Source organism: Blautia intestinalis, assembly GCF_014297355.1.
In the GTDB taxonomy this organism is placed as follows: Bacteria; Bacillota; Clostridia; order Lachnospirales; family Lachnospiraceae; genus Blautia_A; species Blautia_A intestinalis.
On record NZ_JACOQE010000015.1, the window covers coordinates 14,074 to 34,624 of the forward strand.

General features: G+C 43.4%; 23 protein-coding genes. 1 reads left to right on the top strand and 22 read right to left on the bottom strand.

The features are described from left to right. Positions 1-8: 8 nt before the first annotated feature. The 18 genes from H8Z79_RS16755 to H8Z79_RS15360 form a co-directional block, all read right to left on the bottom strand. A complete protein-coding gene (locus H8Z79_RS16755) occupies positions 9-185 on the bottom strand; it encodes a hypothetical protein (RefSeq protein WP_207726390.1) in 177 nt (58 codons plus the stop codon). Positions 186-312: 127 nt separating this feature from the next. Further along, positions 313-603 carry a hypothetical protein gene (locus H8Z79_RS15280; protein WP_173816667.1) on the bottom strand — a complete coding sequence of 97 codons (291 nt, stop codon included), beginning with the start codon at positions 601-603 and terminating at the stop codon, positions 313-315. Between the two features lie 15 nt (positions 604-618). Next, positions 619-798, bottom strand: a complete 180-nt coding sequence (locus H8Z79_RS15285; protein WP_118071762.1) for a hypothetical protein — start codon at positions 796-798, stop codon at positions 619-621. A gap of 9 nt (positions 799-807) precedes the next feature. Continuing rightward, positions 808-1,191 carry a TnpV protein gene (locus H8Z79_RS15290; RefSeq protein ID WP_118071780.1) on the bottom strand — a complete coding sequence of 128 codons (384 nt, stop codon included), beginning with the start codon at positions 1,189-1,191 and terminating at the stop codon, positions 808-810. Between the two features lie 14 nt (positions 1,192-1,205). Further along, the gene (locus H8Z79_RS15295) at positions 1,206-1,433 is read right to left on the bottom strand and encodes an excisionase (RefSeq protein ID WP_118071761.1); all 228 of its coding nucleotides are present in this window, start codon (positions 1,431-1,433) and stop codon (positions 1,206-1,208) included. Beyond that, complete coding sequence (locus H8Z79_RS15300; protein WP_118071760.1) at positions 1,423-1,692, bottom strand: DUF6462 family protein; 270 nt, start codon at positions 1,690-1,692, stop codon at positions 1,423-1,425. Before H8Z79_RS15300 ends, H8Z79_RS15295 begins: the two co-directional genes overlap by 11 nt. Positions 1,693-1,940: 248 nt before the next feature. Beyond that, positions 1,941-3,974 (bottom strand): lysine--tRNA ligase, encoded by a 2,034-nt coding sequence (lysS, locus tag H8Z79_RS15305; RefSeq protein WP_187002925.1) that lies wholly within the window; start codon positions 3,972-3,974, stop codon positions 1,941-1,943. A gap of 31 nt (positions 3,975-4,005) precedes the next feature. Next, entirely contained in the window at positions 4,006-4,488 is a 483-nt protein-coding gene (gene greA, locus H8Z79_RS15310) for a transcription elongation factor GreA (RefSeq protein ID WP_015543439.1), read from the bottom strand. Between the two features lie 162 nt (positions 4,489-4,650). Beyond that, positions 4,651-5,610, bottom strand: coding sequence for a tRNA dihydrouridine synthase DusB (gene dusB / locus H8Z79_RS15315; protein ID WP_118050692.1), 960 nt, complete (start codon positions 5,608-5,610; stop codon positions 4,651-4,653). A 9-nt stretch (positions 5,611-5,619) separates the two neighbouring features. Continuing rightward, on the bottom strand, positions 5,620-5,982 hold the full coding sequence (locus H8Z79_RS15320; RefSeq protein ID WP_015543437.1) for a DUF6145 family protein: 363 nt from the start codon (positions 5,980-5,982) through the stop codon (positions 5,620-5,622). 28 nt (positions 5,983-6,010) lie between these two features. Then, positions 6,011-6,817, bottom strand: a complete 807-nt coding sequence (locus H8Z79_RS15325; protein WP_187002926.1) for a biotin--[acetyl-CoA-carboxylase] ligase — start codon at positions 6,815-6,817, stop codon at positions 6,011-6,013. Beyond that, positions 6,814-7,815: an ornithine carbamoyltransferase gene (argF, locus tag H8Z79_RS15330; protein WP_187002927.1), complete on the bottom strand. Its 1,002-nt coding sequence runs from the start codon at positions 7,813-7,815 to the stop codon at positions 6,814-6,816. Before argF ends, H8Z79_RS15325 begins: the two co-directional genes overlap by 4 nt. A gap of 61 nt (positions 7,816-7,876) precedes the next feature. Next, complete coding sequence (locus H8Z79_RS15335; protein ID WP_187002928.1) at positions 7,877-8,824, bottom strand: SPFH domain-containing protein; 948 nt, start codon at positions 8,822-8,824, stop codon at positions 7,877-7,879. Between the two features lies 1 nt (position 8,825). Beyond that, a complete protein-coding gene (locus H8Z79_RS15340) occupies positions 8,826-9,266 on the bottom strand; it encodes an NfeD family protein (RefSeq protein ID WP_117943827.1) in 441 nt (146 codons plus the stop codon). A gap of 26 nt (positions 9,267-9,292) precedes the next feature. Beyond that, positions 9,293-10,069, bottom strand: coding sequence for a TrmH family RNA methyltransferase (locus H8Z79_RS15345; protein WP_187002929.1), 777 nt, complete (start codon positions 10,067-10,069; stop codon positions 9,293-9,295). Between the two features lie 69 nt (positions 10,070-10,138). Continuing rightward, positions 10,139-11,128, bottom strand: coding sequence for a 6-phosphofructokinase (pfkA, locus tag H8Z79_RS15350; protein ID WP_015543431.1), 990 nt, complete (start codon positions 11,126-11,128; stop codon positions 10,139-10,141). 116 nt (positions 11,129-11,244) lie between these two features. Further along, a complete protein-coding gene (locus H8Z79_RS15355) occupies positions 11,245-14,712 on the bottom strand; it encodes a DNA polymerase III subunit alpha (protein ID WP_118041323.1) in 3,468 nt (1,155 codons plus the stop codon). Positions 14,713-14,752: 40 nt separating this feature from the next. Continuing rightward, complete coding sequence (locus tag H8Z79_RS15360; protein WP_118041321.1) at positions 14,753-15,595, bottom strand: CvfB family protein; 843 nt, start codon at positions 15,593-15,595, stop codon at positions 14,753-14,755. A gap of 208 nt (positions 15,596-15,803) precedes the next feature. Between H8Z79_RS15360 and H8Z79_RS15365 the strand changes: the two genes are divergently transcribed. After that, positions 15,804-16,304: a heme-degrading domain-containing protein gene (locus H8Z79_RS15365; RefSeq protein WP_072522585.1), complete on the top strand. Its 501-nt coding sequence runs from the start codon at positions 15,804-15,806 to the stop codon at positions 16,302-16,304. A gap of 90 nt (positions 16,305-16,394) precedes the next feature. Here the strand turns inward: H8Z79_RS15365 and H8Z79_RS15370 are convergent, their stop codons facing one another. From H8Z79_RS15370 to H8Z79_RS15385, 4 genes are read right to left on the bottom strand one after another with little or no spacing between them, the layout of a single operon-like run. Continuing rightward, positions 16,395-17,090 (bottom strand): L-ribulose-5-phosphate 4-epimerase, encoded by a 696-nt coding sequence (locus tag H8Z79_RS15370; RefSeq protein WP_072522584.1) that lies wholly within the window; start codon positions 17,088-17,090, stop codon positions 16,395-16,397. 25 nt (positions 17,091-17,115) lie between these two features. Then, positions 17,116-17,958: an L-ribulose-5-phosphate 3-epimerase gene (locus H8Z79_RS15375; protein ID WP_072522583.1), complete on the bottom strand. Its 843-nt coding sequence runs from the start codon at positions 17,956-17,958 to the stop codon at positions 17,116-17,118. Between the two features lie 11 nt (positions 17,959-17,969). Next, the gene (locus H8Z79_RS15380) at positions 17,970-18,941 is read right to left on the bottom strand and encodes a Gfo/Idh/MocA family protein (protein WP_072522582.1); all 972 of its coding nucleotides are present in this window, start codon (positions 18,939-18,941) and stop codon (positions 17,970-17,972) included. Positions 18,942-18,959: 18 nt separating this feature from the next. Further along, positions 18,960-20,474 carry an FGGY-family carbohydrate kinase gene (locus H8Z79_RS15385; protein WP_118041319.1) on the bottom strand — a complete coding sequence of 505 codons (1,515 nt, stop codon included), beginning with the start codon at positions 20,472-20,474 and terminating at the stop codon, positions 18,960-18,962. Positions 20,475-20,551: the final 77 nt, after the last annotated feature.

Consider the following 20,551-nt stretch of genomic DNA (forward strand, 5'->3'; position numbering starts at 1 on the left):
CCGGTACCCTACTCCATCAATGTATCCAGTATAGTTTTGATAGCTTCTTTCAGCTCTAGCCCATCTCTCAATCCCATACGGTAATAGAACTCATTCAGGTCACTGTTATTATTTGAGGTTTCTGTCATATAGTCAAAAATAACTTTTCCCTGTTTTTGCGGTAACTTCCGAATTACCTTTTGCACTTTCAGTTCCAGTTCTTCATTGAATGGATCATACTGCTCTCCTTATTTTTCCTGATAAACCTGTTCCATTCTTTTTCCGATCAGATCATTCAGGAACTCCTCCATATTTTCCGTTAATTCCATCTTTTTAATCTCCCATCAATCTGATTTTGATTGTTTCCAGCCACATCACCGTCCAGCCAGAAAGTACAGGCAGGATATAAAGTATAAAACCTGCCAAAAGCATTCTGCCCACTTCTGTGCCTGTTTCCTGCCCGACTCCATATCCTAAGACTGCTGTAATGCAGATGATTCCAGACAGGACATGAAATGCAGTTGCAGACAGCCATGTGCTGAACATAAGCATCAGTTGTATCAACGTCAGGCATATCCGCACTGGAAATAACAAAATCCTTATAATAATTTTTACAACTACCATGACTGCCTACCCCTTTCACTGTTTTAAATATCTTCGATAATTATCCAGAACTGAATCTGTCACACCACTTTTATAAATCTTACGAATATCTACAATCTGTTCATCTTTCAGCAGTTTCAACCAATCCAGTAAATCTTTTCTGCTGTTTGCGAAATTGCAACATCTTCCATCTGCATATTCAATCCTGTATCTCATACGCTCCTCCTATACATATACCAATTCACTCAATATAATTTCCTGCACACGATTCCTGATGTTATTACACTGTCGCACCCACTCCATAGGCTTCTGTGCCTTTAATTTCTCTGTTACACCTTCGGCACTTCTCATTTGTGCTTCAATCAGCTCATACCGCTCCTGTGCCTGTTCGTTAAGATCTGCCAGATAGCGATCCAGTTTTCCGGTCAACAAAAGATAAGAATACATCCCCGATTTATGTTTTTTCAGATATTCTTTCCGGAGTATTCCCCAGTAACCAATCGGTCTGTTTTCCTCCGGCAAGGCTAACATCGGTATGTAATAATCTCCCACCAACACATAATCCAATCCATTGTTATCATCATGTATTATTTTTCTCTGTTCACTCATGCTCTTCTCCTCTATCATATCTTCCTCTGCTCTCGCAGATACGCTTCAAATAAACTTCTCCGAATCAGTACTTTCTTCCCAATCTTATATACTGCTCCGGCTTCATGTGCCATGCGGACTACGGGCTTGATTCCCAGTCTGTAATATTCACATGCCATATTATAAGTCACATAGTCATGGCTCATAAATTCCAGATCTTCATCGTCAATCTCATCTGAAAACATCCATACATTACCGCTCATCTGTCATTTTCTCCTTTCCTTTTCCTGTCGCCGGTTCATGGAATCGTTCCAAATAAGTATCAAAAATATCCCGATTAATCAGTACCGTTCCATCTATTCTGTAAATTGCACCTGCATCACTTGCAAGCTCCAAAAGCTTCTTATGGGAAATACTGTAAATGATTTCTGCCTGTTGATATCGCAGATATTGTCGGCGTAATTTTCTAAGCTGCTCTGGTACTTCTTTCATACTTGTAATTGGTTTATAACTTTTACCCATGATGTTTTCCTCCAAAATTTTATTTACTGTTTTACAGAAGCTGACTGCCGGAATATACCTTTCTAAGGACGAAAAAAGCACCTCTTAGATTAACTCTAAGAAGTGCTCTTACTTCATTGCCCAAACCTGTGCCCTTTCACCTGAAATTCGTCATGCTTCATAACGATTCATCATTCTCCCAAATTTTGTTGTCAAATTGTTGTCAAATGCGGTCTGACATCATGGTTTTAGACATTTCATATTTAATTTTAGTACAGTTTTGCACCAGCCGGGATATGGTTATCAACCATCAGAAGATGAAGTTTTTCTTCGCCCTCTTCCTCATGGATTGCACTAAGTAACATTCCACAGGATTCAATTCCCATCATGGCTCTTGGCGGCAGGTTAGTGATCGCAATTAAGGTCTTTCCAACCAGTTCTTCTGGCTCATAATAAGCGTGAATACCGCTTAAAATGGTACGATCTGTGCCTGTTCCGTCATCCAGAGTGAACTGTAACAGCTTCTTGGATTTCTTAACAGCTTCACATGCTTTAACCTTTACAGCTCTGAAATCTGACTTGCTGAAAGTATCGAAATCAACAAATTCCTCAAATAAAGGCTCTACCTTTACCTTGGAGAAGTCGATAACTTCTTCTTTCTCCGGTGCTGCTGTGGAAGTGCTGTTTTCTGACTTCGCAGACTTCTTGTCAGCGTCCAGGGACTTCATTGTCGGGAACAGAAGTACGTCTCTGATTGCCTGACTGTCTGTCAGGAGCATAACCAGACGGTCAATTCCGTACCCGATACCACCTGTCGGCGGCATACCGATCTCAAGTGCATTCAGGAAGTCTTCATCTGTGTGGTTTGCTTCCTCATCACCAGCGTCAGCAAGAGCATCCTGTGCTTTAAAACGCTCTCTCTGATCGATCGGGTCATTCAGCTCGGAATATGCGTTACACATTTCCCATGTATTACAGAAGAGCTCGAAACGCTCTACCTTGGTCGGATCAGACGGTTTCTTCTTTGTCAGCGGAGAGATTTCGATCGGATGATCCATGATAAATGTAGGCTGGATCAGTTCTTTCTCACAGTACTCCTCGAAGAAGAGGTTGATGATATCACCCTTCTTATGATGTGCCTCATATTCAATATGATGCTCGTCAGCAAGCTTTTTAGCTGCCTCATCATCTGCTACTTCATCAAAGTCGATTCCTGCATATTTTTTGATTGCTTCATTCATTGTCATTCTGGCAAACGGCTTACCAAGATCGATCTCTACACCATTATAAGAAATCTTTGTGGAACCGCAGACTTTCTCTGCCAGATAACGGAACATGGATTCTGTAAGTTCCATCATTCCCTCATAGTCTGTATATGCCTGGTAAAGCTCCATCAGAGTAAATTCCGGATTGTGGCGTGTATCAACACCCTCATTACGGAATACACGTCCGATCTCATAAACTCGCTCAAGTCCTCCGACGATCAGTCGTTTCAGATAGAGCTCCAGTGAAATACGAAGCTTTACATCTTCGTTCAGTGCATTGTAATGTGTTTCAAACGGTCTTGCAGCTGCTCCACCTGCGTTGGAAACCAGCATTGGAGTTTCTACTTCCATGAAGTCACGCCCTGCAAGGAAGTTACGGATTTCTTTGAGGATCTGGGAACGTTTGATAAATACGTTCTTGCTGTCCTGGTTCATGATAAGGTCTACATATCTCTGACGATAACGGGTATCTGTATCTGTCAGTCCGTGGAATTTCTCCGGAAGGATCTGCAGACTCTTGGTTAACATAGTCATTTTTTCAGCGTGAATAGAGATCTCGCCTGTTCTTGTTCTGAAAGCAAAGCCTTCCAGACCGAAGATATCTCCAATATCGGATTTCTTGAAATCTGCATAAGATTCTTCTCCGATAGCGTCTCTTGCCACATAGACCTGAATATTTCCCTGCAGGTCCTGAATATTACAGAAAGAAGCTTTTCCCATGACACGCTTAAACATCATACGGCCGGCGATCGCAACGTGGATCGGGCTCGCATCCATGATTTCTCTTCTTTCTTCATAGTCCTTCTTAAGGACTTCTCTTGCCTGTGCTTCATCAAGACCTTCTACATCCGGTGTCTTGCGGTCTTTTAAGATCTCTGCCTCATGTGCTTCATAGAGATTCTTCACCTCAAGTGAATGATGTGTCTGGTCAAATTTTGTGATCTGAAACGGGTCCTTTCCATTTGCCTGCAGGTCTGCAAGCTTTTCACGACGAACCTTCAGCAGCTGGTTTGTATCCTGCTTTTTCTGCTCTGCCACTTCTTTGGCCTCCTTCTGTTCTTTTGATTATTTATACGTTTCTCTGGATTTCCAGAACTTTATATTTCATAATACCCATCGGCATCTCAACTTCTACAACATCACCTGTGTGTGCACCGATCAGCGCTTTACCTACAGGAGATTCGTTGGAAATCTTACCTTCCAGGCTGTTTGCCTCTGTAGAACCGACAAGTTTTAATTCCATCTCTTCTTCAAATTCGTAATCATATACTTTTACTTTGCAGCCAACGCTGATTCTGTCAAGGTCCACTTCATCCTCAACTACAACCTCTGCGTTTTTAAGAATCTTCTCGATTTCTTCGATTCTTGCTTCGATATCTCTCTGCTCATCCTTTGCAGCATCATACTCAGCATTCTCGGACAGGTCACCCTGCTCTCTTGCTTCTTTGATTTTTTCTGCAACTTCTTTTCTTTTTACTACTTTTAAATCATGCAGTTCATCTTCAAGTTTTTTAAGACCTGCATATGTCAATAAATTCTTCTTTTCTTCCATAATCCTTACACCCTTTCAAAATAGCCGGATACTCATTGGATATACTCTCCCAGAATCATCATACCGCCAAAAGGGCAGACTTATTCTAGGATATTCACAATTCCTGTATTATACCGAAATCTATATGCCTTGTCAAGGACAAAAAAGGCTGGAAATCCGCGGTTAACCGCGAAAATCCAGCAATTTTTCAAGTTCTTCATAACTGCTTACGAGATTGGAGTCCCGGCGCAGTCCTGCACTGTGTTTCATACCGGCTGTATACCATGCAATGTGCTTACGCATCTCACGGATTCCGGTAAATTCTCCCTTCAGTTCAATCTGCATTCTCGTATGACGAAGGATCATCTCTTTGATTTCTTCCCATGACGGCCTCGGAAGTAATTCCCCGGTTGTAAAATAATGGTTCATTTCCCGGAAAATCCATGGATTCCCTCGTACCGCACGTCCGATCATCACGCCGTCACAACCCGTTTCTCTGACAAGTTTTTCTGCTTTTTTCGGCGAATCCACATCCCCGTTTCCAATAACCGGAATCGAAACCGCCTCTTTGATCCTGCGGATTGTATCCCAGTCCGCTTCTCCTGCGTAATACTGCTGCCTTGTCCTTCCATGGACTGCAACAGCTGCTGCGCCGGAATCCTCGATGATCTTCGCAATTTCTACCGGATCCACCGGATAATCTTCAAAACCAATACGGATTTTGGCTGTCACCGGCTTTTTTACCGCATGAGAAACCTGCGTCACGATTTCCCGGATCAGCTCCGGATTCTTGAGAAGCGCAGATCCCTCGCCATTGTTGACTACTTTCGGCACCGGGCAACCCATGTTGATATCCAGTATGTCAAAAGGCTGTTCTTCAATACTCTTTGCCACCTCTGCCATCAGATCCGGTTCGCTTCCAAAAATCTGCATGGACACCGGATGCTCCGAAGGATCGATCTGCATCAGCGAAATTGTATTTTTATTATGGAAAGAAATTGCTTTCGCACTTACCATCTCTGTACAGAGAAGTCCTGCCCCCTGTTCTTTACAAAGCATACGAAACGGAAGATCTGTCACACCGGCCATCGGCGCAAGGATAAAAGGATTTTCCATCTCAACTGAGCCGATTTTCCACTTCATCTCCATAAATCAGTTCCCTTTATCCACATTTTCCACGTCGTCTTCTATTGTTTCGCCAAGGAAAAAAACTCGATAATACATTTCCAGAGATTCCAGAAGTTCTCTCTTTTCGGTCTGAAGTTTCTTGATTCGAAGAACACTGCCGATCTCATCATACATTGCATCTGCATCAAGAGCCTCCGTCTTGAACTGAAGGCTTCCGTTATCATCAAATTCCAGTGTCAGGATACCACCAATCTCCTCTGTATAAAGCACACACATAATATGCAGTTCCTGCTTTACAGATTCCGGCAGAGAATCAAAATCCTGATTAAAATAATATTTCTGCTCATAGGCACTCGCACCGCAGAGCACCACATTTTCCTGATACATAAAAAATAACTCCTTGTATTATACTTGCTCACACATAACTGTACAGCCCGCGCACAGACACCTCACCGGAGCATACCTTGCGGATTCTGCCATCTGCTACCCGCACCAGAAGTTCTCCCTCGCGGTCAATACCAAGTGCCACACCTTCATATGGATCCAGTTTATCCAGGATTCTCACCGGCTGACATTTATTCGCAAGCATCATATTATAATCATCGATCATCAGTGAGAGGTCACAGGTCTGTACAAATTTCTCGTAGTTCTTTTCAAATTTGCCCATAACAAGGCCGATCAGACGATTTCTGTCGTAAATCTTCCCCGTTTCCAGATAAAGCGATGTTGCTTTATCTTTGAGTTCTTCCTGTATTTCTGCCAGATTGACATTGATTCCGACTCCAATCACAACTTCCCGGATCTTCCCTTCCTCAAGCCCCATCTCGGTCAGAATCCCACAGATTTTCTTTCGGGAAACTACAACATCATTCGGCCATTTGATAGAAACATCGACCTCCAATTCTTTGGCCGCCTGCGCCACACTCAATCCCATAACAAGTGTCAGCATGGATGCAAAACGCGGCTCAAAATCCGGTCTCAGAAGAATCGACATCATAATCGAATTCCCCTCCGGCACAACCCATCTGCGTCCGAGTCTTCCCTTACCGGCAGACTGGAATTCTGCAACCGCCAGCGTCCCATGTACGGCATCTTCTTTCGAGAGGCGCTTGCACCATTCATTCGTAGAATCGATTTCTTTTGCAAAATGGACGGTTTTGCCCGCCCATTCTGTGTGTATTTCATTTGAAATTGTATCTGTATTGTAAGGTATTACGCTCATTTTGCCTCCGGCTCTCCAAGAGTAGCTACCATCACTGCTTTGATCGTGTGCATACGGTTTTCTGCCTCATCAAATACATGTGACTGCGCAGATTCAAATACTTCATCAGTAACTTCCATGTCGGTCAGATTGAAGCGCTCTCCCATTTCTTTACCGATCTTTGTCTTGAGATCATGGAATGCCGGCAGGCAGTGAAGGAAAATTGCTTTTTCTCCTGCATTTTTCATAACTGCAGATGTTACTTTGTATGGTGTCAGATCTTTGATACGCTCTTCCCATACTTCGTCCGGCTCGCCCATGGATACCCATACATCTGTATAAATAACATCGGCATTCTTTGTTCCGGATTCTACGTCTTCTGTCAGAGTTACACTTCCGCCTGAAGCTTCTGCATAAGACTTGCACAGGTCAACCAGTTCCTGATTCGGGAAATATTTCTTTGTTGTGCAGGCTACGAAATGCATACCAAGTTTGGAGCATGCGATCATCAGAGAATTACCCATATTGTAACGGGCATCACCCATGTAAACCAGACGACGGTCTTTCAGGTCACCAAAATGTTCACGGATCGTCAGCATATCTGCCAGCATCTGTGTCGGATGGTATTCGTTTGTCAGACCGTTCCATACCGGAACTCCCGCATATTTTGCAAGCTCTTCTACAATATCCTGTCCGAAACCTCTGTACTCGATTCCTTCATACATTCTTCCGAGAACTCTTGCTGTATCAGCGATGCTCTCTTTCTTTCCGATCTGAGAACCGGTCGGATCCAGATATGTACTGCCCATTCCAAGGTCATGAGCAGCTACTTCAAATGCACAACGTGTTCTGGTACTTGTTTTTTCAAAAATTAAGGCAATGTTTTTTCCTTTGTAATATTCATGAAGTTCTCCGGCTTTTTTCTTTGCTTTTAATTCTGCTGCCAGATCGATCATGTATGTGATTTCTTCCGGTGTAAAGTCTTTCAGTGTAAGAAAATTCCGTCCCTTTAAGTTCATAATAAATCTCCTCTTTTTTAGCTCATCTCAATACATACGGATTGTACCGTGCTCTGCACTCTCAGCTTTCCTTTGTATCTATGTTGTCCTCTGTAACGATTTCTTTCAGAGAGGAAGCAAGACCTGCAAGTCCCTGAATCTCAGATGGGATGATGATCTTTGTAGCTTTACCGTCTGCTGCCTTGCCAAATGCTTCCAGGCTCTTCAGAGTCAGAACAGCCTGATCTGCACCTGCTTCACGGATCATACGGATACCTTCTGCATTAGCATGCTGTACTTTCAGTACAGCCTCTGCCTGACCTTCGGCCTCTTTGATCATACGCTCTTTCTGTGCCTCTGCTTTGAGAATTGCAGCCTGTTTCTCAGCTTCGGCATCCAGAATTGCAGATTCTTTTTTACCTTCTGCAACAAGAATCGTAGATTTCTTCTCACCTTCAGCACGAAGGATAGCTTCTCGTCTTTCACGCTCTGCTTTCATCTGTTTTTCCATGGCTTCCTGAATAGCAGCCGGAGGAATGATGTTTTTGAGCTCTACTCGGTTGACTTTGATTCCCCATGGATCTGTGGCAACATCCAGAGATGCACGCATCTTTGTGTTGATCACTTCACGGGAAGTCAGTGTTTCATCGAGTTCCATATCACCGATGATATTTCTCAGTGTTGTCGCAGACAGATTTTCGATTGCCATGATCGGATTCTCAACTCCGTATGCAAAAAGCTTCGGATCTGTGATCTGGAAAAATACAACCGTATCGATCTGCATGGTTACGTTATCTTTTGTGATAACCGGCTGTGGCGGGAAGTCCACTACCTGCTCTTTCAGATTTACTCTTCTCGCTACACGGTCAATAAATGGTGTCTTGAAGTGAATACCTGTGTTCCATGTTTCTTTGTAAGCACCAAGACGTTCTACAACGATTGCATATGCCTGTGGCACAATGCGGATACAGGATGCCAGTATCCAGAGTGCGAGAACTACCAGCACGATAAAAATAATAATTCCTGCCATTTTACTTACCCTCCGTTTCTTCTTTTACAATCAGTTTTACTCCCTGAACATCTTCAATTGTAACAATTGCATGTTCCGGTATTGTTACTTCATCGGAAGATGTCCTTGCCATCCACTCGATGTCATTGATCCGAACCTGTCCGGACTGTTCCAGATTGTTGATTTTCTGGATCACTACTGCTCTTTCGCCGATCAGACTGTTAACGTTCGTCTTTGGTACGCCTTTGTTCATGTAACGCACAGCAAGCGGACGTGTAAAGATCAGAAGTACCAGTGAAATGACCAGAAACAGAACCCACTGGATCAGGATTCCCGCTCCCAGCCCGGAAGCGATTGCCGCAACAAGCGCACCTCCCGCAAACCAGATCGTAGTCAATCCTACTGTGATTGCCTCAACTACCAGAAAACAGGCCAAAAGTATAAGCCACATTATCGGTTCCATCTTATTCCTCCTTCCGGATCACGGCATCAATTCCGTCTCTGTCTCGCAGCCTCATACATCAGTATGCCACCTGCCATTGCTGCATTCAGGGATTCTACATGACCGCACATCGGGATACGGATCAGACAGTCCGCAGCATCTGCTGCCTGGTCAGTCAGTCCTTTGCCTTCGTTTCCGATAAGGAAAGCGGTTCCACCCTGATAGGATTCCCTGTCGTATGCATTTTTACCCTGCAAGTGTGCTGCAAAAAAACGGATTCCGCAATTTTGAAGTTTCTGCTTTAATAATACCACATCTTCTACGTAGAAAAAAGGAATTCTGTAAATAGATCCCATTGTTGCACGAATAACTTTCGGATTGGTGATGTCCACACAGGTTTTTGTAAGAAAAATACCTCCGATGCCGGCGCCTTCCCCTGTACGGATGATTGTTCCGGCATTTCCCGGATCCTGCAGATCCTCAAGCACCATAAGAAGAGGTGCTTCCTGCTTCAGAAGATCCTCCAACTGATAAGACGGCTGTCTGAGAACGGTCAGAACTCCCTGCGGGGTCTGTGTGTCACTCATCTGGCGGAAAACACTGTTTTCGACTGCATCCCAGGAAAAGCGCCCTGCTTTCTGCATGATCTCCTCATCGTCAAGCAGGGATTCAGCCACATAGACCTTCTCGATCCAGTCATCCGGTGCTTCCAGAAACATCTTTCTTCCTTCTGCGATAAAGAGCCCCTGCTCTCTGCGGGCTTTTGCCTTCTGATTGAGTTTGATCACATTTTTCACCTGTGTATTCTGTGCACTGGTAATCATATAATTGCTCCTTTAATCCAGAACGGAGGCCACCTGATGGTTGCCTCCGATGTAAAATAATATACTGATTTATTTAGAATAGTTATGAGAAAGAGAATTGCAAACTTCCCACATATATGGGGAAACATCTTTCTGCATTGCAAGTGCTTCGTTGATATCGAAATCCATAAACTCACCATGACGATATCCAACAACTCTGCAGGATTTACCCTGTACAAGAAGATCTACTGCAAGTGCACCCATCATAGATGCATATACACGGTCTTTACATGTCGGGTTGCCACCACGCTGCATGTGGCCAAGGATGGTCGCACGTGTCTCAATACCGGTTGCAGCTTCGATACGTCTTGCCATTGCCTCTGAATGGCCGATACCCTCTGCATTTACGATAATGTGGTGTTTCTTTCCTGCCTTACGGCTTGCGATGATATTGTTGATCAGCTTCTGCTCATCATAATCATATTTCTCAGGGATCAGGACATCCTCTGCACCATTGGCAATACCACACCACATAGCAAGGTATCCTGCGTTACGTCCCATAACTTCAATAATACTGCATCTTTCATGAGATGTGGAAGTATCACGAACCTTATCGATAGCCTCCATTGCTGTGTTTACAGCTGTATCAAATCCGATCGTATACTCGGTACATGCAATATCCAGGTCGATTGTTCCCGGAACACCGATCGTATTGATTCCAAGGTTTGCGAGCTTCTGTGCACCTGCAAAAGAACCGTCACCACCGATAACTACCAGTCCGTCAATTCCATGTTTTTTGCAGATTTCAGCGCCTCTCTGCTGACCTTCCGCTGTACGGAATTCTGCACATCTTGCTGTATAAAGGATTGTTCCGCCACGTTCGATTGTATCTGATACATCTCTGGCAGACATATCAACGATTTCTTCATTCAGAAGTCCGTTGTATCCCTTGTAAATACCCTTTACATTCAGTCCGCTGCTCAGTCCTCGTCTTACAACCGCACGGATTGCAGCGTTCATTCCCGGAGCATCACCGCCACTTGTAAGTACACCGATGGTTTTTATCTGTTTCTCTGCCATGATTCATTCCTCCATCTCCAGATCTCAAATTATAATCTGTATTCGAAAAATTATATTATAATAGGAAATCTTTGTTATATCTACTACACATATTCGTTGTATAGTGTAAAGCATTTTCAGAAGTTTTTCAATACTCTTTCCACAACTTTAACGTTGGATTCTCCATATTTTTTCCTGAGTTCACCTGTCAGAGAATCGCTGATCCGCGCGTGATATCCTGCCGGAAGGCGCTTCATCGCATTTACATCTTTCAGATAGATCACAACTGCCGAAACACCGGAATATCCTTTCAGCGTCTCAAGAAGTTCCTGCTCTTTTTCGGCATACTCGGCTTTGTCTTTAAACTGGATCCAAAGTTCCTGCGGCATATCCTCAAAAGCTCTGACTTTTTCAAGGATCAGCTTACTCGGCTTGTCGTCTTCTGCATTGACACGCCCCTGCACAAATACACGCGCATCCTCATTAAGCATTGCCTGCCATTTCTCGTAATCTCGCGGAAATACCACAATCTCGACAGTGCCAAGCAGATCCTCCACGGTAAGGAATGCCATCACCTTATTATTCCTGGTGTATTTGATCGTCTTCTCCGTGATCATTCCACCAATGATCACCTTCTGTCCATCATACACTTTCGGTATACCGGATTCTTCATCCGGCTGGAAATCCGTAGTTTTCGCGGATATCATTTTTTCCATGATGTTACGGTATCTTTCAAGTGGATGACCGCTCAGGTAGATTCCGAGTACATCTTTCTCGAAAGCAAGGATCATTTCTTTGTCGTATTCTTCCACATCCGGCATCCGGATCTCATATTCTTTCTTTTCTTCATCACTTACCAGATCAAAAAGACTCATCTGACCGGCAAAAGAATTTTTCTTTTCCTGTGCAATACTGTCTACAATCTGACCGTAAACAAGCATTTTCTGGCGGCGGTTGCCTTCCAGACAGTCCAGCGCACCGGCTTTGATAAAGTTCTCGATTGCACGCTTGTTGACCGTTCCTGTCAGTCTCTCGATAAAATCTTTCAGAGAACGATACTCGCCGTTTGCTTCTCTTTCTTCTACCAGCGCATTGATGACCGGGCGGCCCACACTCTTGATCGCAGAAAGTCCATAACGAATCGCGCCATTATCCACAGAAAATCCATATGCACCTCTGTTGACATCCGGCGGAAGGATCTTAATATTCATCTGTCGGCATACCTGAATATATTCTGCCACTTTTGTCGGCATTTCAATCACCGATGTCATAAGTGCAGCCATAAATTCCACCGGATAGTAATATTTCAAAAACGCCGTCTGATAAGAAACAACCGCATAGGCTGCTGCATGAGATTTATTAAATGCATATTTTGCAAAATCGATCATATCATCATAGATCTTGTTTGCCGTCTGCTCGGAAATCCCGTTTGCAATACATCCCGGAACCCCCTCTTCTTCATTACCATAAACAAAGTTCTGGCGCTCTTTCTCCATGACTGCGGCTTTTTTCTTTGACATGGCACGGCGCACAAGATCGCTTCTTCCAAGCGTATAGCCGGCCAGGTTACGTACGATCTGCATAACCTGCTCCTGATATACGATACAGCCATAAGTCGGTTTCAGGATCGGCTCCAGCTGAGGACAGTCATATTTGATCGTATCCGGGCGGTTTTTGCCACGGATATACTGCGGAATAAAGTCCATCGGACCCGGACGGTACAGAGAAATTCCCGCAATAACGTCCTCAAGACTCTGTGGCTTCAGCTCCTTCATGAAGTTCTTCATTCCCGCACTTTCCAGCTGGAATACACCGTCAGAACGACCGGTTCCGAGAGAATCCAGTACTTTTTTATCGTTATAATCAATATGCTGCATATCCAGCTTCACACCGGCATCCTGTTCGATCAGATGCACGGCATTTTGAATAACTGTCAGCGTACGAAGACCCAGAAAGTCCATTTTCAGAAGTCCGAGTTCTTCAAGTGTCGTCATCGTAAACTGTGTAACGATCGAACCGTCGGATGCCCGAGAAAGCGGTACATACTCTGAAACATCCTTCTGACTGATCACGACACCTGCCGCATGCATGGATGTATGCCTGGGAAGTCCTTCAAGACGCTTCGCCGTATCAATCAGATCATGAATCTCTTTCTGATCCTCATAGACTTTTTTGAGTTCAGGGTTCATCTGCAGCGCTTTGTCAATCGTGATATTCAGCTCCTGCGGAATCATTTTTGCAATAGTATCCACCTGTGCATATGGAAGATCCATAACACGACCGACATCACGGATAACACCACGGGCCGCCAGTGTACCAAATGTAACGATCTGTACGACACAGTCATCCCCGTATTTACGTCTTACATAATCGATAACTTCCTGTCTTCGTTCAAAACAGAAGTCAACGTCGATATCCGGCATGGATACTCGTTCCGGATTCAGGAAACGCTCAAACAGAAGATCATATCGAATCGGATCAAGCTGTGTGATCCCAAGTGTATAGGCAACCAGACTTCCTGCAGCGGAGCCTCGTCCCGGTCCTACCATAATGTCATGGTCGCGCGCATATTTAATAAAGTCCCATACAATCAGGAAGTAATCGACATAGCCCATATTCCTGATCGTGGACAATTCATAATTTAACCGCTCTTTCAGTTCTTCAGTGACTGGCTGGTAGCGCTCCTCCAATCCTCTGAAACAAAGCTCATTCAGATATTCCCATGAAGTGTAACCTTCCGGAACATCAAATTTTGGCAGCTTTGTCACACCAAATTCAATCTCCACATGACATCTCTGTGCGATTTTGTGTGTATTCTCAAGCGCCTCCGGCGCATATGGAAAAAGACGTTCCATTTCTTCGGGAGATTTCACATAATACTGACCGCCCTCATAGCGCATACGGTCTTCATCTGCCAGTTTCTTACCTGTCTGAAGACAGAGCAGTACATCATGCGGCTGTGCATCCTCTGCAAGTGTATAATGCACATCATTGGTCGCAACAAGTTCTATTCCTGTCTCACGATGCATTTTCAGAAGCTGCTGATTGACATTCTGCTGTTCCGGAATGCCATGATCCTGCAGTTCCAGAAAGAAATTCCCCTTCCCGAAAATATCCTGATAACGAAGAGCAGCTTTTTTGGCATCCTCATACATCCCTCTTGTGAGAAATCTCGCCACTTCGCCGGCAAGACATGCACTTAATGCAATGATTCCTTCATGATATTTCTCAAGAAGCGAAAGATCCACCCGTGGTTTATAATAAAATCCCTCGACAAATCCCTTTGATACGATTTTCATCAGGTTACTGTAACCCTGATTGTTTTCTGCCAGAAGCACCAGATGATAATAACGGTCATCGCCGCTTCCCGCTTCACGGTCAAATCGGGAACCCGGTGCCACATAAACCTCACAGCCGAGGATCGGATTGATTCCTGCTGCCCGTGCTGCGCGGTAAAAATCTATCACGCCATACATGACACCATGATCTGTAATGGCCGCACTGTCCATGCCAAGCTCCCTGACACGGTCCACATATTCTTTTATTTTGTTGGAGCCATCCAGAAGACTGTATTCTGTATGAACATGAAGATGTGTAAAATTCATAATCTCGTCCTTTGCTTTATATGTCCGATTTAATGTACAGTTATTTCACCAGATAGATTCTGCGATCTTTAATCTGAATTTTTCCTTCTTTCAGAAGATGCCCTATGGCACGCTTGAACGCATTTTTGCTCAGGCCGAATTCACGGCGGATAACTTCCGGGGAAGCCTTATCATCAAACGGAAGAACTCCTGCAAATTCCTCAATGATTCCAAGTACACTCTCTGCATCCTCGCTGATCTGCAGATATGCCTCCTGCCGGTCACTGACATCCATTTTGCCGTCTTCTTTGACTCTTGTGACACGGAGATCCAGCACAGTACCCGGACGGTATTTGCCCTTTGCCTCTCTTGCCGGGATCAGTGCAGTATATTTATTGTCTACCGCAACAAAAACGCCGAAGTTTTCGCTGATCTGGTATACACGGCCCTTTACCTGATCACCTTCCCTGTACGGTGCCTCCTTAGAAAGATAAGGATAAACTTTCATGGTTGCACAGAGGCGGCTGCTTTTGTCCACATAAACAGCAACAAGACATTCCTGTCCTTCAAAAATCCTTGTTGTCTGCTCATGATACGGAAGAAGAAGGTCTTTTTCCAGTCCCCAGTCAAGGAATGCTCCGATCTTTGTCACCTGTTTTACTTTAAGAAGACCCGCCTCGCCTACTGTGAGCTTCGGCTCATTCGTTGTGGCGATCGGACGATCCTGCGAATCTTTGTAAATAAATACTTCGATCTTATCTCCATCCTTTTTGCCTGCCGGAACCTGCTTTGCCGGCAAAAGTACCTGATGCTTCGTATCTGCATGCATATCTTCTGCCAGATATACTCCAAATTCTACAGATTTTACGATAAATAAAGTCTGTTTCTTTCCTAATTCAATCATATTTTCCTCCGATACTGAAACAAATATATGTCCGTTTTTCTTCTTTACCTAATTGTGAGATTAATTGTAACACAGAAAAACAGGAATGGATATAAAAAAGCCAAATCTTCTTGAGATTTCTCTTGTGGTTTCTCCCCTTTATCCTGTATAATATTTCTTAGAAAAAGGTTTTTCCAAATATGCTATGAATATATTGGGAGGTTTTATTATGTGCAAAAATCTGAATATCCTGAAAAAGCAGGAAGAACTTCTGCAGTTCGAGCATTTCTGCAACGACGATGCCTTTGAACTTGGCTCATTTATGGTGTCCTATGCCAGAAAGCACAACATCACGATTGCCATATCTATCCGTCTTAACAATGGCTGTATTTTGTTCCAGCATTGCCCTGACGGAACCAATCTTTTAAACCAGAAATGGATGGATCGAAAATTCAATTTCGTAAAACTGATGGAACGCAGTTCTCTTTTATCCACATTTACTTTTGAACATGACAACGACACCCTGGAAACACACGCTTTATCAAACAACGATTATGCATTATGCGGCGGCGGTTTTCCTATTCGCATAAAAGGCAGCAAAACCGTAATCGGTGCGGTCATTGCTTCTAATCTTTATCATATTGCAGACCATGAATTTATTATTTCCTGCCTGAAAGAATATCTGAACTGTCCGGATGCTCCAGCTTTTCCTTATACACTTCCGGAATGACTGGATTTCGTATTGATGATTTGGCTCTTGAAGTATTAAAGCGTGCTGTACATAAAACCGTACAGCACGCTTTGTATTTTTTATCGGATTTTATTTCTTAATCTGTCCATAATAAGCATTTGCTCCGTGTTTTCTGTAGTAATGCTTATCCTGAAGTTCCTGTGGTGCCGGTCTTACCTGCGAATTGATCAGTTCACAGCGGCATGCCATCTTTGCCACTTCTTCCAGGACAACTGCATTATGAACAGCTTCATGTGCATCTTTTCCCCATGTAAATGGTCCGTGATTTTTGCACAGTACTGCCGGAACAGCTTTATAATCGCTGTTTTTGAAATGTTCTGCGATCAACACGCCCGTATTTTTTTCGTATGCCTCTTCGATCTCATCTTTTGTCAGATTACGTACGCACGGAACCTCTCCATAGATATAGTCTGCATGAGTCGTTCCATAGCACGGAATGGATCTTCCTGCCTGTGCCCAGCTTGTTGCCCACTCAGAATGTGTATGTACGATTCCCCCGATATCTGGAAATTCATTGTACAGAACCACATGTGTCGGGGTATCCGAAGACGGATTGTATTCACCCTCTACTTTATTTCCCTGAAGATCCACAACAACCATATCTTCCGGTCTTAATTTGTCATACTCTACTCCACTCGGTTTAATAACAAAAAGTCCTTTTTCACGGTCAATACCGCTGACATTTCCCCATGTAAATGTGACCAGTCCGTATTTCGGCAGATCCATATTTGCTCTGTATACTTCTTCTTTTAATTTCTCTAACATTTCGTTCTCCTTTTTAATACGTAATTTAATTCATTTTCTCCAGAATCGGTTTTGCCATTCCCGCTGCAGAATTAAGATCTGCTTTCCAGTTTTCGTTTCCGGTGTACCAGAATTCTGTGACAAACCTGCGTACTCCCAAGTCCCACGCTTTGCTGATTGCCGCTTCAAAATCTACATGACCTGTACCATACGGCACTTCCCGGAATCTTCCCGGAAGTGTTTCTTTCAAATGTAATGAAGTAAGATTTCCTCTTCCCAGTTCCATATCCTCCAGCACATCTGACTGATATGTAACAGCTGCATTTGTCAGATTTCCAATATCCGGATATATTTTCAGATAATTGGAATTACATAAAGTAACATATTTCATAGCCTTTTCAACAGTATTCATAAACTCATTTTCCATTGTTTCAAGGCCCAGTTGAATTCCAGCCTTCTCCGCCAGTTCTGATGCTTTTTTCAGGTTTTTGAGAAATCTCTTCTTTGTTTCTAAAGTTGACGGCTCATAATACACATCATAACCCGGTATCATGACTACTCTGATTCCCAAATCATCTGCAAGCCGAAGTGATTTCTCAAGGATTTCCATTCCACGCTTACAGTATTCTTCCTTGTCATTTCCAAGAGAATATTTTGTAAGCGCACTTACACACATCGTTCGGATCGGCATTCCGACTTCATACATGGCTTTGATAATCTCGAAACGATCTTCTTTTGTCATATCCAGACGTGCGATTTTTTCTTCGGTCGCGTCAATACTAATTTCTACAAAATCATATCCGGCCTCTTTTGCAGCCTCCAGTTTCTCTTTCCAGTCCAGAGTTCCCGGCATTGCTTTCTCATATAACCCCAGTGAATATTTTTTCATCTTTTTCCCTCTTATTTCATGATCGGAATTTCGTATCCCCATGACCTACGCATTTCATCCATGATTTCCATCACACGTATTGTTTCTCTGTGAGGCATCTCCGGACATTCCAGTCTGCCCTCTTCAATTGCTTTGCAGCATGCTTCCACTTCGTATTCATATCCTGTGATCTGTTTCGGCGGAGTGCATGACAGCACTTTTTCATACTGGTCGTTGAATACTTTGATTTCTTCCGGATTATTGATATTTGTGATCTCAATATAACCTTTTGTTCCAAAGATCGTACCCTGACGGTTCTGTACTGCATGAACATTGCACTGCATGGATGCTGTTTTTCCGCCGGCAAAAGTCATATTGATGTTGTCAATCATATCGACACCATTTTTAAAAACAGCTTCTGACTGTACATGCTCCAGATCTTCACCGAAAATCATACTTGCAAAGTTTACCAGATAAACCCCTACATCAAGCAGGGCCCCGCCTGCCAACTGCGGATCCCAGATTCGTTTTACTTCGCTGAGTTCATATCCCAGATTTGCAGTCAGAGAGGTAACTTCTCCTATAGTTCCGTCAGCAATAAGCTTGTTAATCATATTTCTTGAAGGCATATATCTTGTCCAGATAGCTTCTGTAAGCAGAAGTTTCTTTTCCTCTGCCAGTTTCAGGATTTCTTTTGCCTGCTCAGCATTTACAGTAAACGCCTTTTCGCAGAGTACATGTTTGCCTGCTTCCAGACACATTTTTGCGCATTTATAATGGTGTGAATGTGGTGTTGCAATATAAACAAGCTGTACTTCAGGATCTTTTAGCATTTCTTCATAAGAACCATAAAATTTTGTAAATCCATATTTCTTAGCAAATGCTGCTGCTCTTTCTGTATCTCTGGCTGCAATGGCATATGCCTTTACATCGTTCATTTTTGTAATGGTATCCGCCATTTTATTTGCGATAGAACCAGCTCCCATGATTGCCATTTTTAACATAATCTGTCCCTCCTGTTGTTAGTTTTTGAAACGTTTCCATGCGCTGCTCAGTCCGTCGATCACTGCACGGTATGTTGCATATTTTTCTTCATAGATTTCTTTGTATTCCGGTCTCGGATAAATGGTTTTTGTAATCTTCACAGTCTTTTCGATTGCTTCTCTGTAATCTTTGTAAACACCGGCTGCAATACCTGCCGCCATCGCAGCCCCCTGTGCACCAAGTTCTTTGTCACCGACTACATCTATCGGTATCTGGAGTGTATCCGCAAAAATCTGTACCCATACATCAGAATTTGCCGCACCACCGGAGAGTCTTATGCTCTTTGGAACGCCACGGTTTCGGAGCAGTTTCTTCACATGAGTCATGTGTGAGAAAACAATTCCCTCATAAACTGCACGCAGCATATGTTTTTTAGAATGATAAGCAGTGAGACCCACAAAAGTTCCCTTTGCAAGCGGATCTTCATTGGAACCGTTCAGAAACGGAAGGAAAATCACATTACTGTCCTGTGGCTCGATGGATGCTACCCATTCATTTGTAATGTCATAAACAGATCCTCCGTTTTCTTTTGCTTCTTTCTTTTCATAGCTCATCAGGTTTTTAATAAACCATTCCATGTTTCCTGCGGAAGTCGGGCTGCTCTCCTCAATGAGAAAATATCCCGGCATACAGAACATGGAATTTAATGCTACCGTACCGTTTAATACAGGTTCCTTTCGGATAAATTCATTGATACTCCATGTACCGGCGATCATACACATATCCTCTTCACCGCAAAGTCCGGATGCAATACCGCAGGCATTCACATCAAACATTCCCGCTGCGACCGGTGTTCCCTCTGGAAGCAGAGTCTTTTCACTTGCTTCTTTTGTAACATATCCGCATATGTCAGCAGAATATTTCAGCGGTGGCAGTTTGTCATAGCAATCTTCCAGTCCATACAGTGCCATCAGTTCCCGGTCGTGCTGTTTCGTAACCATGTTGACCAGATTTCCGCCAGAGCAGTCTGTATATTCGCTGTATGCTTCTCCGGTGAGGCAGAAACGGATATAATCTTTTACCGCAAAAATATATTTTGTTTTTTCCAGAATTTCCGGTTTGTTATCCCTGAACCAAGCCAGCAGGCTCACCGGCTGCACAGCCAGAATTTCCTGAAATGTTTTTTCATAAACTTTTTTATTTGTACCATCTGCATACCATTTTTCCACCTGCTCCCAGGCTCTTGTATCAGTTGACATAATTCCGTTATAGGATGGTTTTCCATCATAGCCAACCATATAAAGGCCTTTTCCTGCTCCGGAAAAAGAAATTCCTACGATTTCTTTCGAATCGATTCCGCTTTTCTCAATTGCATTTTTGATTGCCTGTGCGTTCACGTCCCAGAGATCATCCAGATTTTTTTCTGTGTAACCCGGTTTTGGTGTAAGTGTCTCTGTCGGAACACTTGCCACTGAAATCTGTTCACCATTTTCATCAAAAATCGCTGCTTTTGAAAATGTTCCGCCATTATCAATTCCCAGTAAATACTTCATATCCATCCTCCTATATACAAAAACAGCCCAGGACACACCAATTTCCGGTATCCTGGGCAAATTTTCACAAAGATATT

What these genes read in the sequence shown, in the direction of transcription:
- H8Z79_RS15280 (WP_173816667.1), bottom strand. Translation starts at nt 603, where the DNA reads ATGGTAGTTGTAAAAATTATTATAAGGATTTTGTTATTTCCAGTGCGG.
- H8Z79_RS15285 (WP_118071762.1), bottom strand. Translation starts at nt 798, where the DNA reads ATGAGATACAGGATTGAATATGCAGATGGAAGATGTTGCAATTTCGCA.
- H8Z79_RS15290 (WP_118071780.1), bottom strand. Translation starts at nt 1,191, where the DNA reads ATGAGTGAACAGAGAAAAATAATACATGATGATAACAATGGATTGGAT.
- H8Z79_RS15295 (WP_118071761.1), bottom strand. Translation starts at nt 1,433, where the DNA reads ATGAGCGGTAATGTATGGATGTTTTCAGATGAGATTGACGATGAAGAT.
- H8Z79_RS15300 (WP_118071760.1), bottom strand. Translation starts at nt 1,692, where the DNA reads ATGGGTAAAAGTTATAAACCAATTACAAGTATGAAAGAAGTACCAGAG.
- greA (WP_015543439.1), bottom strand. Translation starts at nt 4,488, where the DNA reads ATGGAAGAAAAGAAGAATTTATTGACATATGCAGGTCTTAAAAAACTT.
- dusB (WP_118050692.1), bottom strand. Translation starts at nt 5,610, where the DNA reads ATGAAGTGGAAAATCGGCTCAGTTGAGATGGAAAATCCTTTTATCCTT.
- H8Z79_RS15320 (WP_015543437.1), bottom strand. Translation starts at nt 5,982, where the DNA reads ATGTATCAGGAAAATGTGGTGCTCTGCGGTGCGAGTGCCTATGAGCAG.
- H8Z79_RS15325 (WP_187002926.1), bottom strand. Translation starts at nt 6,817, where the DNA reads ATGAGCGTAATACCTTACAATACAGATACAATTTCAAATGAAATACAC.
- argF (WP_187002927.1), bottom strand. Translation starts at nt 7,815, where the DNA reads ATGAACTTAAAGGGACGGAATTTTCTTACACTGAAAGACTTTACACCG.
- H8Z79_RS15335 (WP_187002928.1), bottom strand. Translation starts at nt 8,824, where the DNA reads ATGGCAGGAATTATTATTTTTATCGTGCTGGTAGTTCTCGCACTCTGG.
- H8Z79_RS15340 (WP_117943827.1), bottom strand. Translation starts at nt 9,266, where the DNA reads ATGGAACCGATAATGTGGCTTATACTTTTGGCCTGTTTTCTGGTAGTT.
- H8Z79_RS15345 (WP_187002929.1), bottom strand. Translation starts at nt 10,069, where the DNA reads ATGATTACCAGTGCACAGAATACACAGGTGAAAAATGTGATCAAACTC.
- pfkA (WP_015543431.1), bottom strand. Translation starts at nt 11,128, where the DNA reads ATGGCAGAGAAACAGATAAAAACCATCGGTGTACTTACAAGTGGCGGT.
- H8Z79_RS15355 (WP_118041323.1), bottom strand. Translation starts at nt 14,712, where the DNA reads ATGAATTTTACACATCTTCATGTTCATACAGAATACAGTCTTCTGGAT.
- H8Z79_RS15360 (WP_118041321.1), bottom strand. Translation starts at nt 15,595, where the DNA reads ATGATTGAATTAGGAAAGAAACAGACTTTATTTATCGTAAAATCTGTA.
- H8Z79_RS15365 (WP_072522585.1), top strand. Translation starts at nt 15,804, where the DNA reads ATGTGCAAAAATCTGAATATCCTGAAAAAGCAGGAAGAACTTCTGCAG.
- H8Z79_RS15370 (WP_072522584.1), bottom strand. Translation starts at nt 17,090, where the DNA reads ATGTTAGAGAAATTAAAAGAAGAAGTATACAGAGCAAATATGGATCTG.
- H8Z79_RS15375 (WP_072522583.1), bottom strand. Translation starts at nt 17,958, where the DNA reads ATGAAAAAATATTCACTGGGGTTATATGAGAAAGCAATGCCGGGAACT.
- H8Z79_RS15380 (WP_072522582.1), bottom strand. Translation starts at nt 18,941, where the DNA reads ATGTTAAAAATGGCAATCATGGGAGCTGGTTCTATCGCAAATAAAATG.
- H8Z79_RS15385 (WP_118041319.1), bottom strand. Translation starts at nt 20,474, where the DNA reads ATGAAGTATTTACTGGGAATTGATAATGGCGGAACATTTTCAAAAGCA.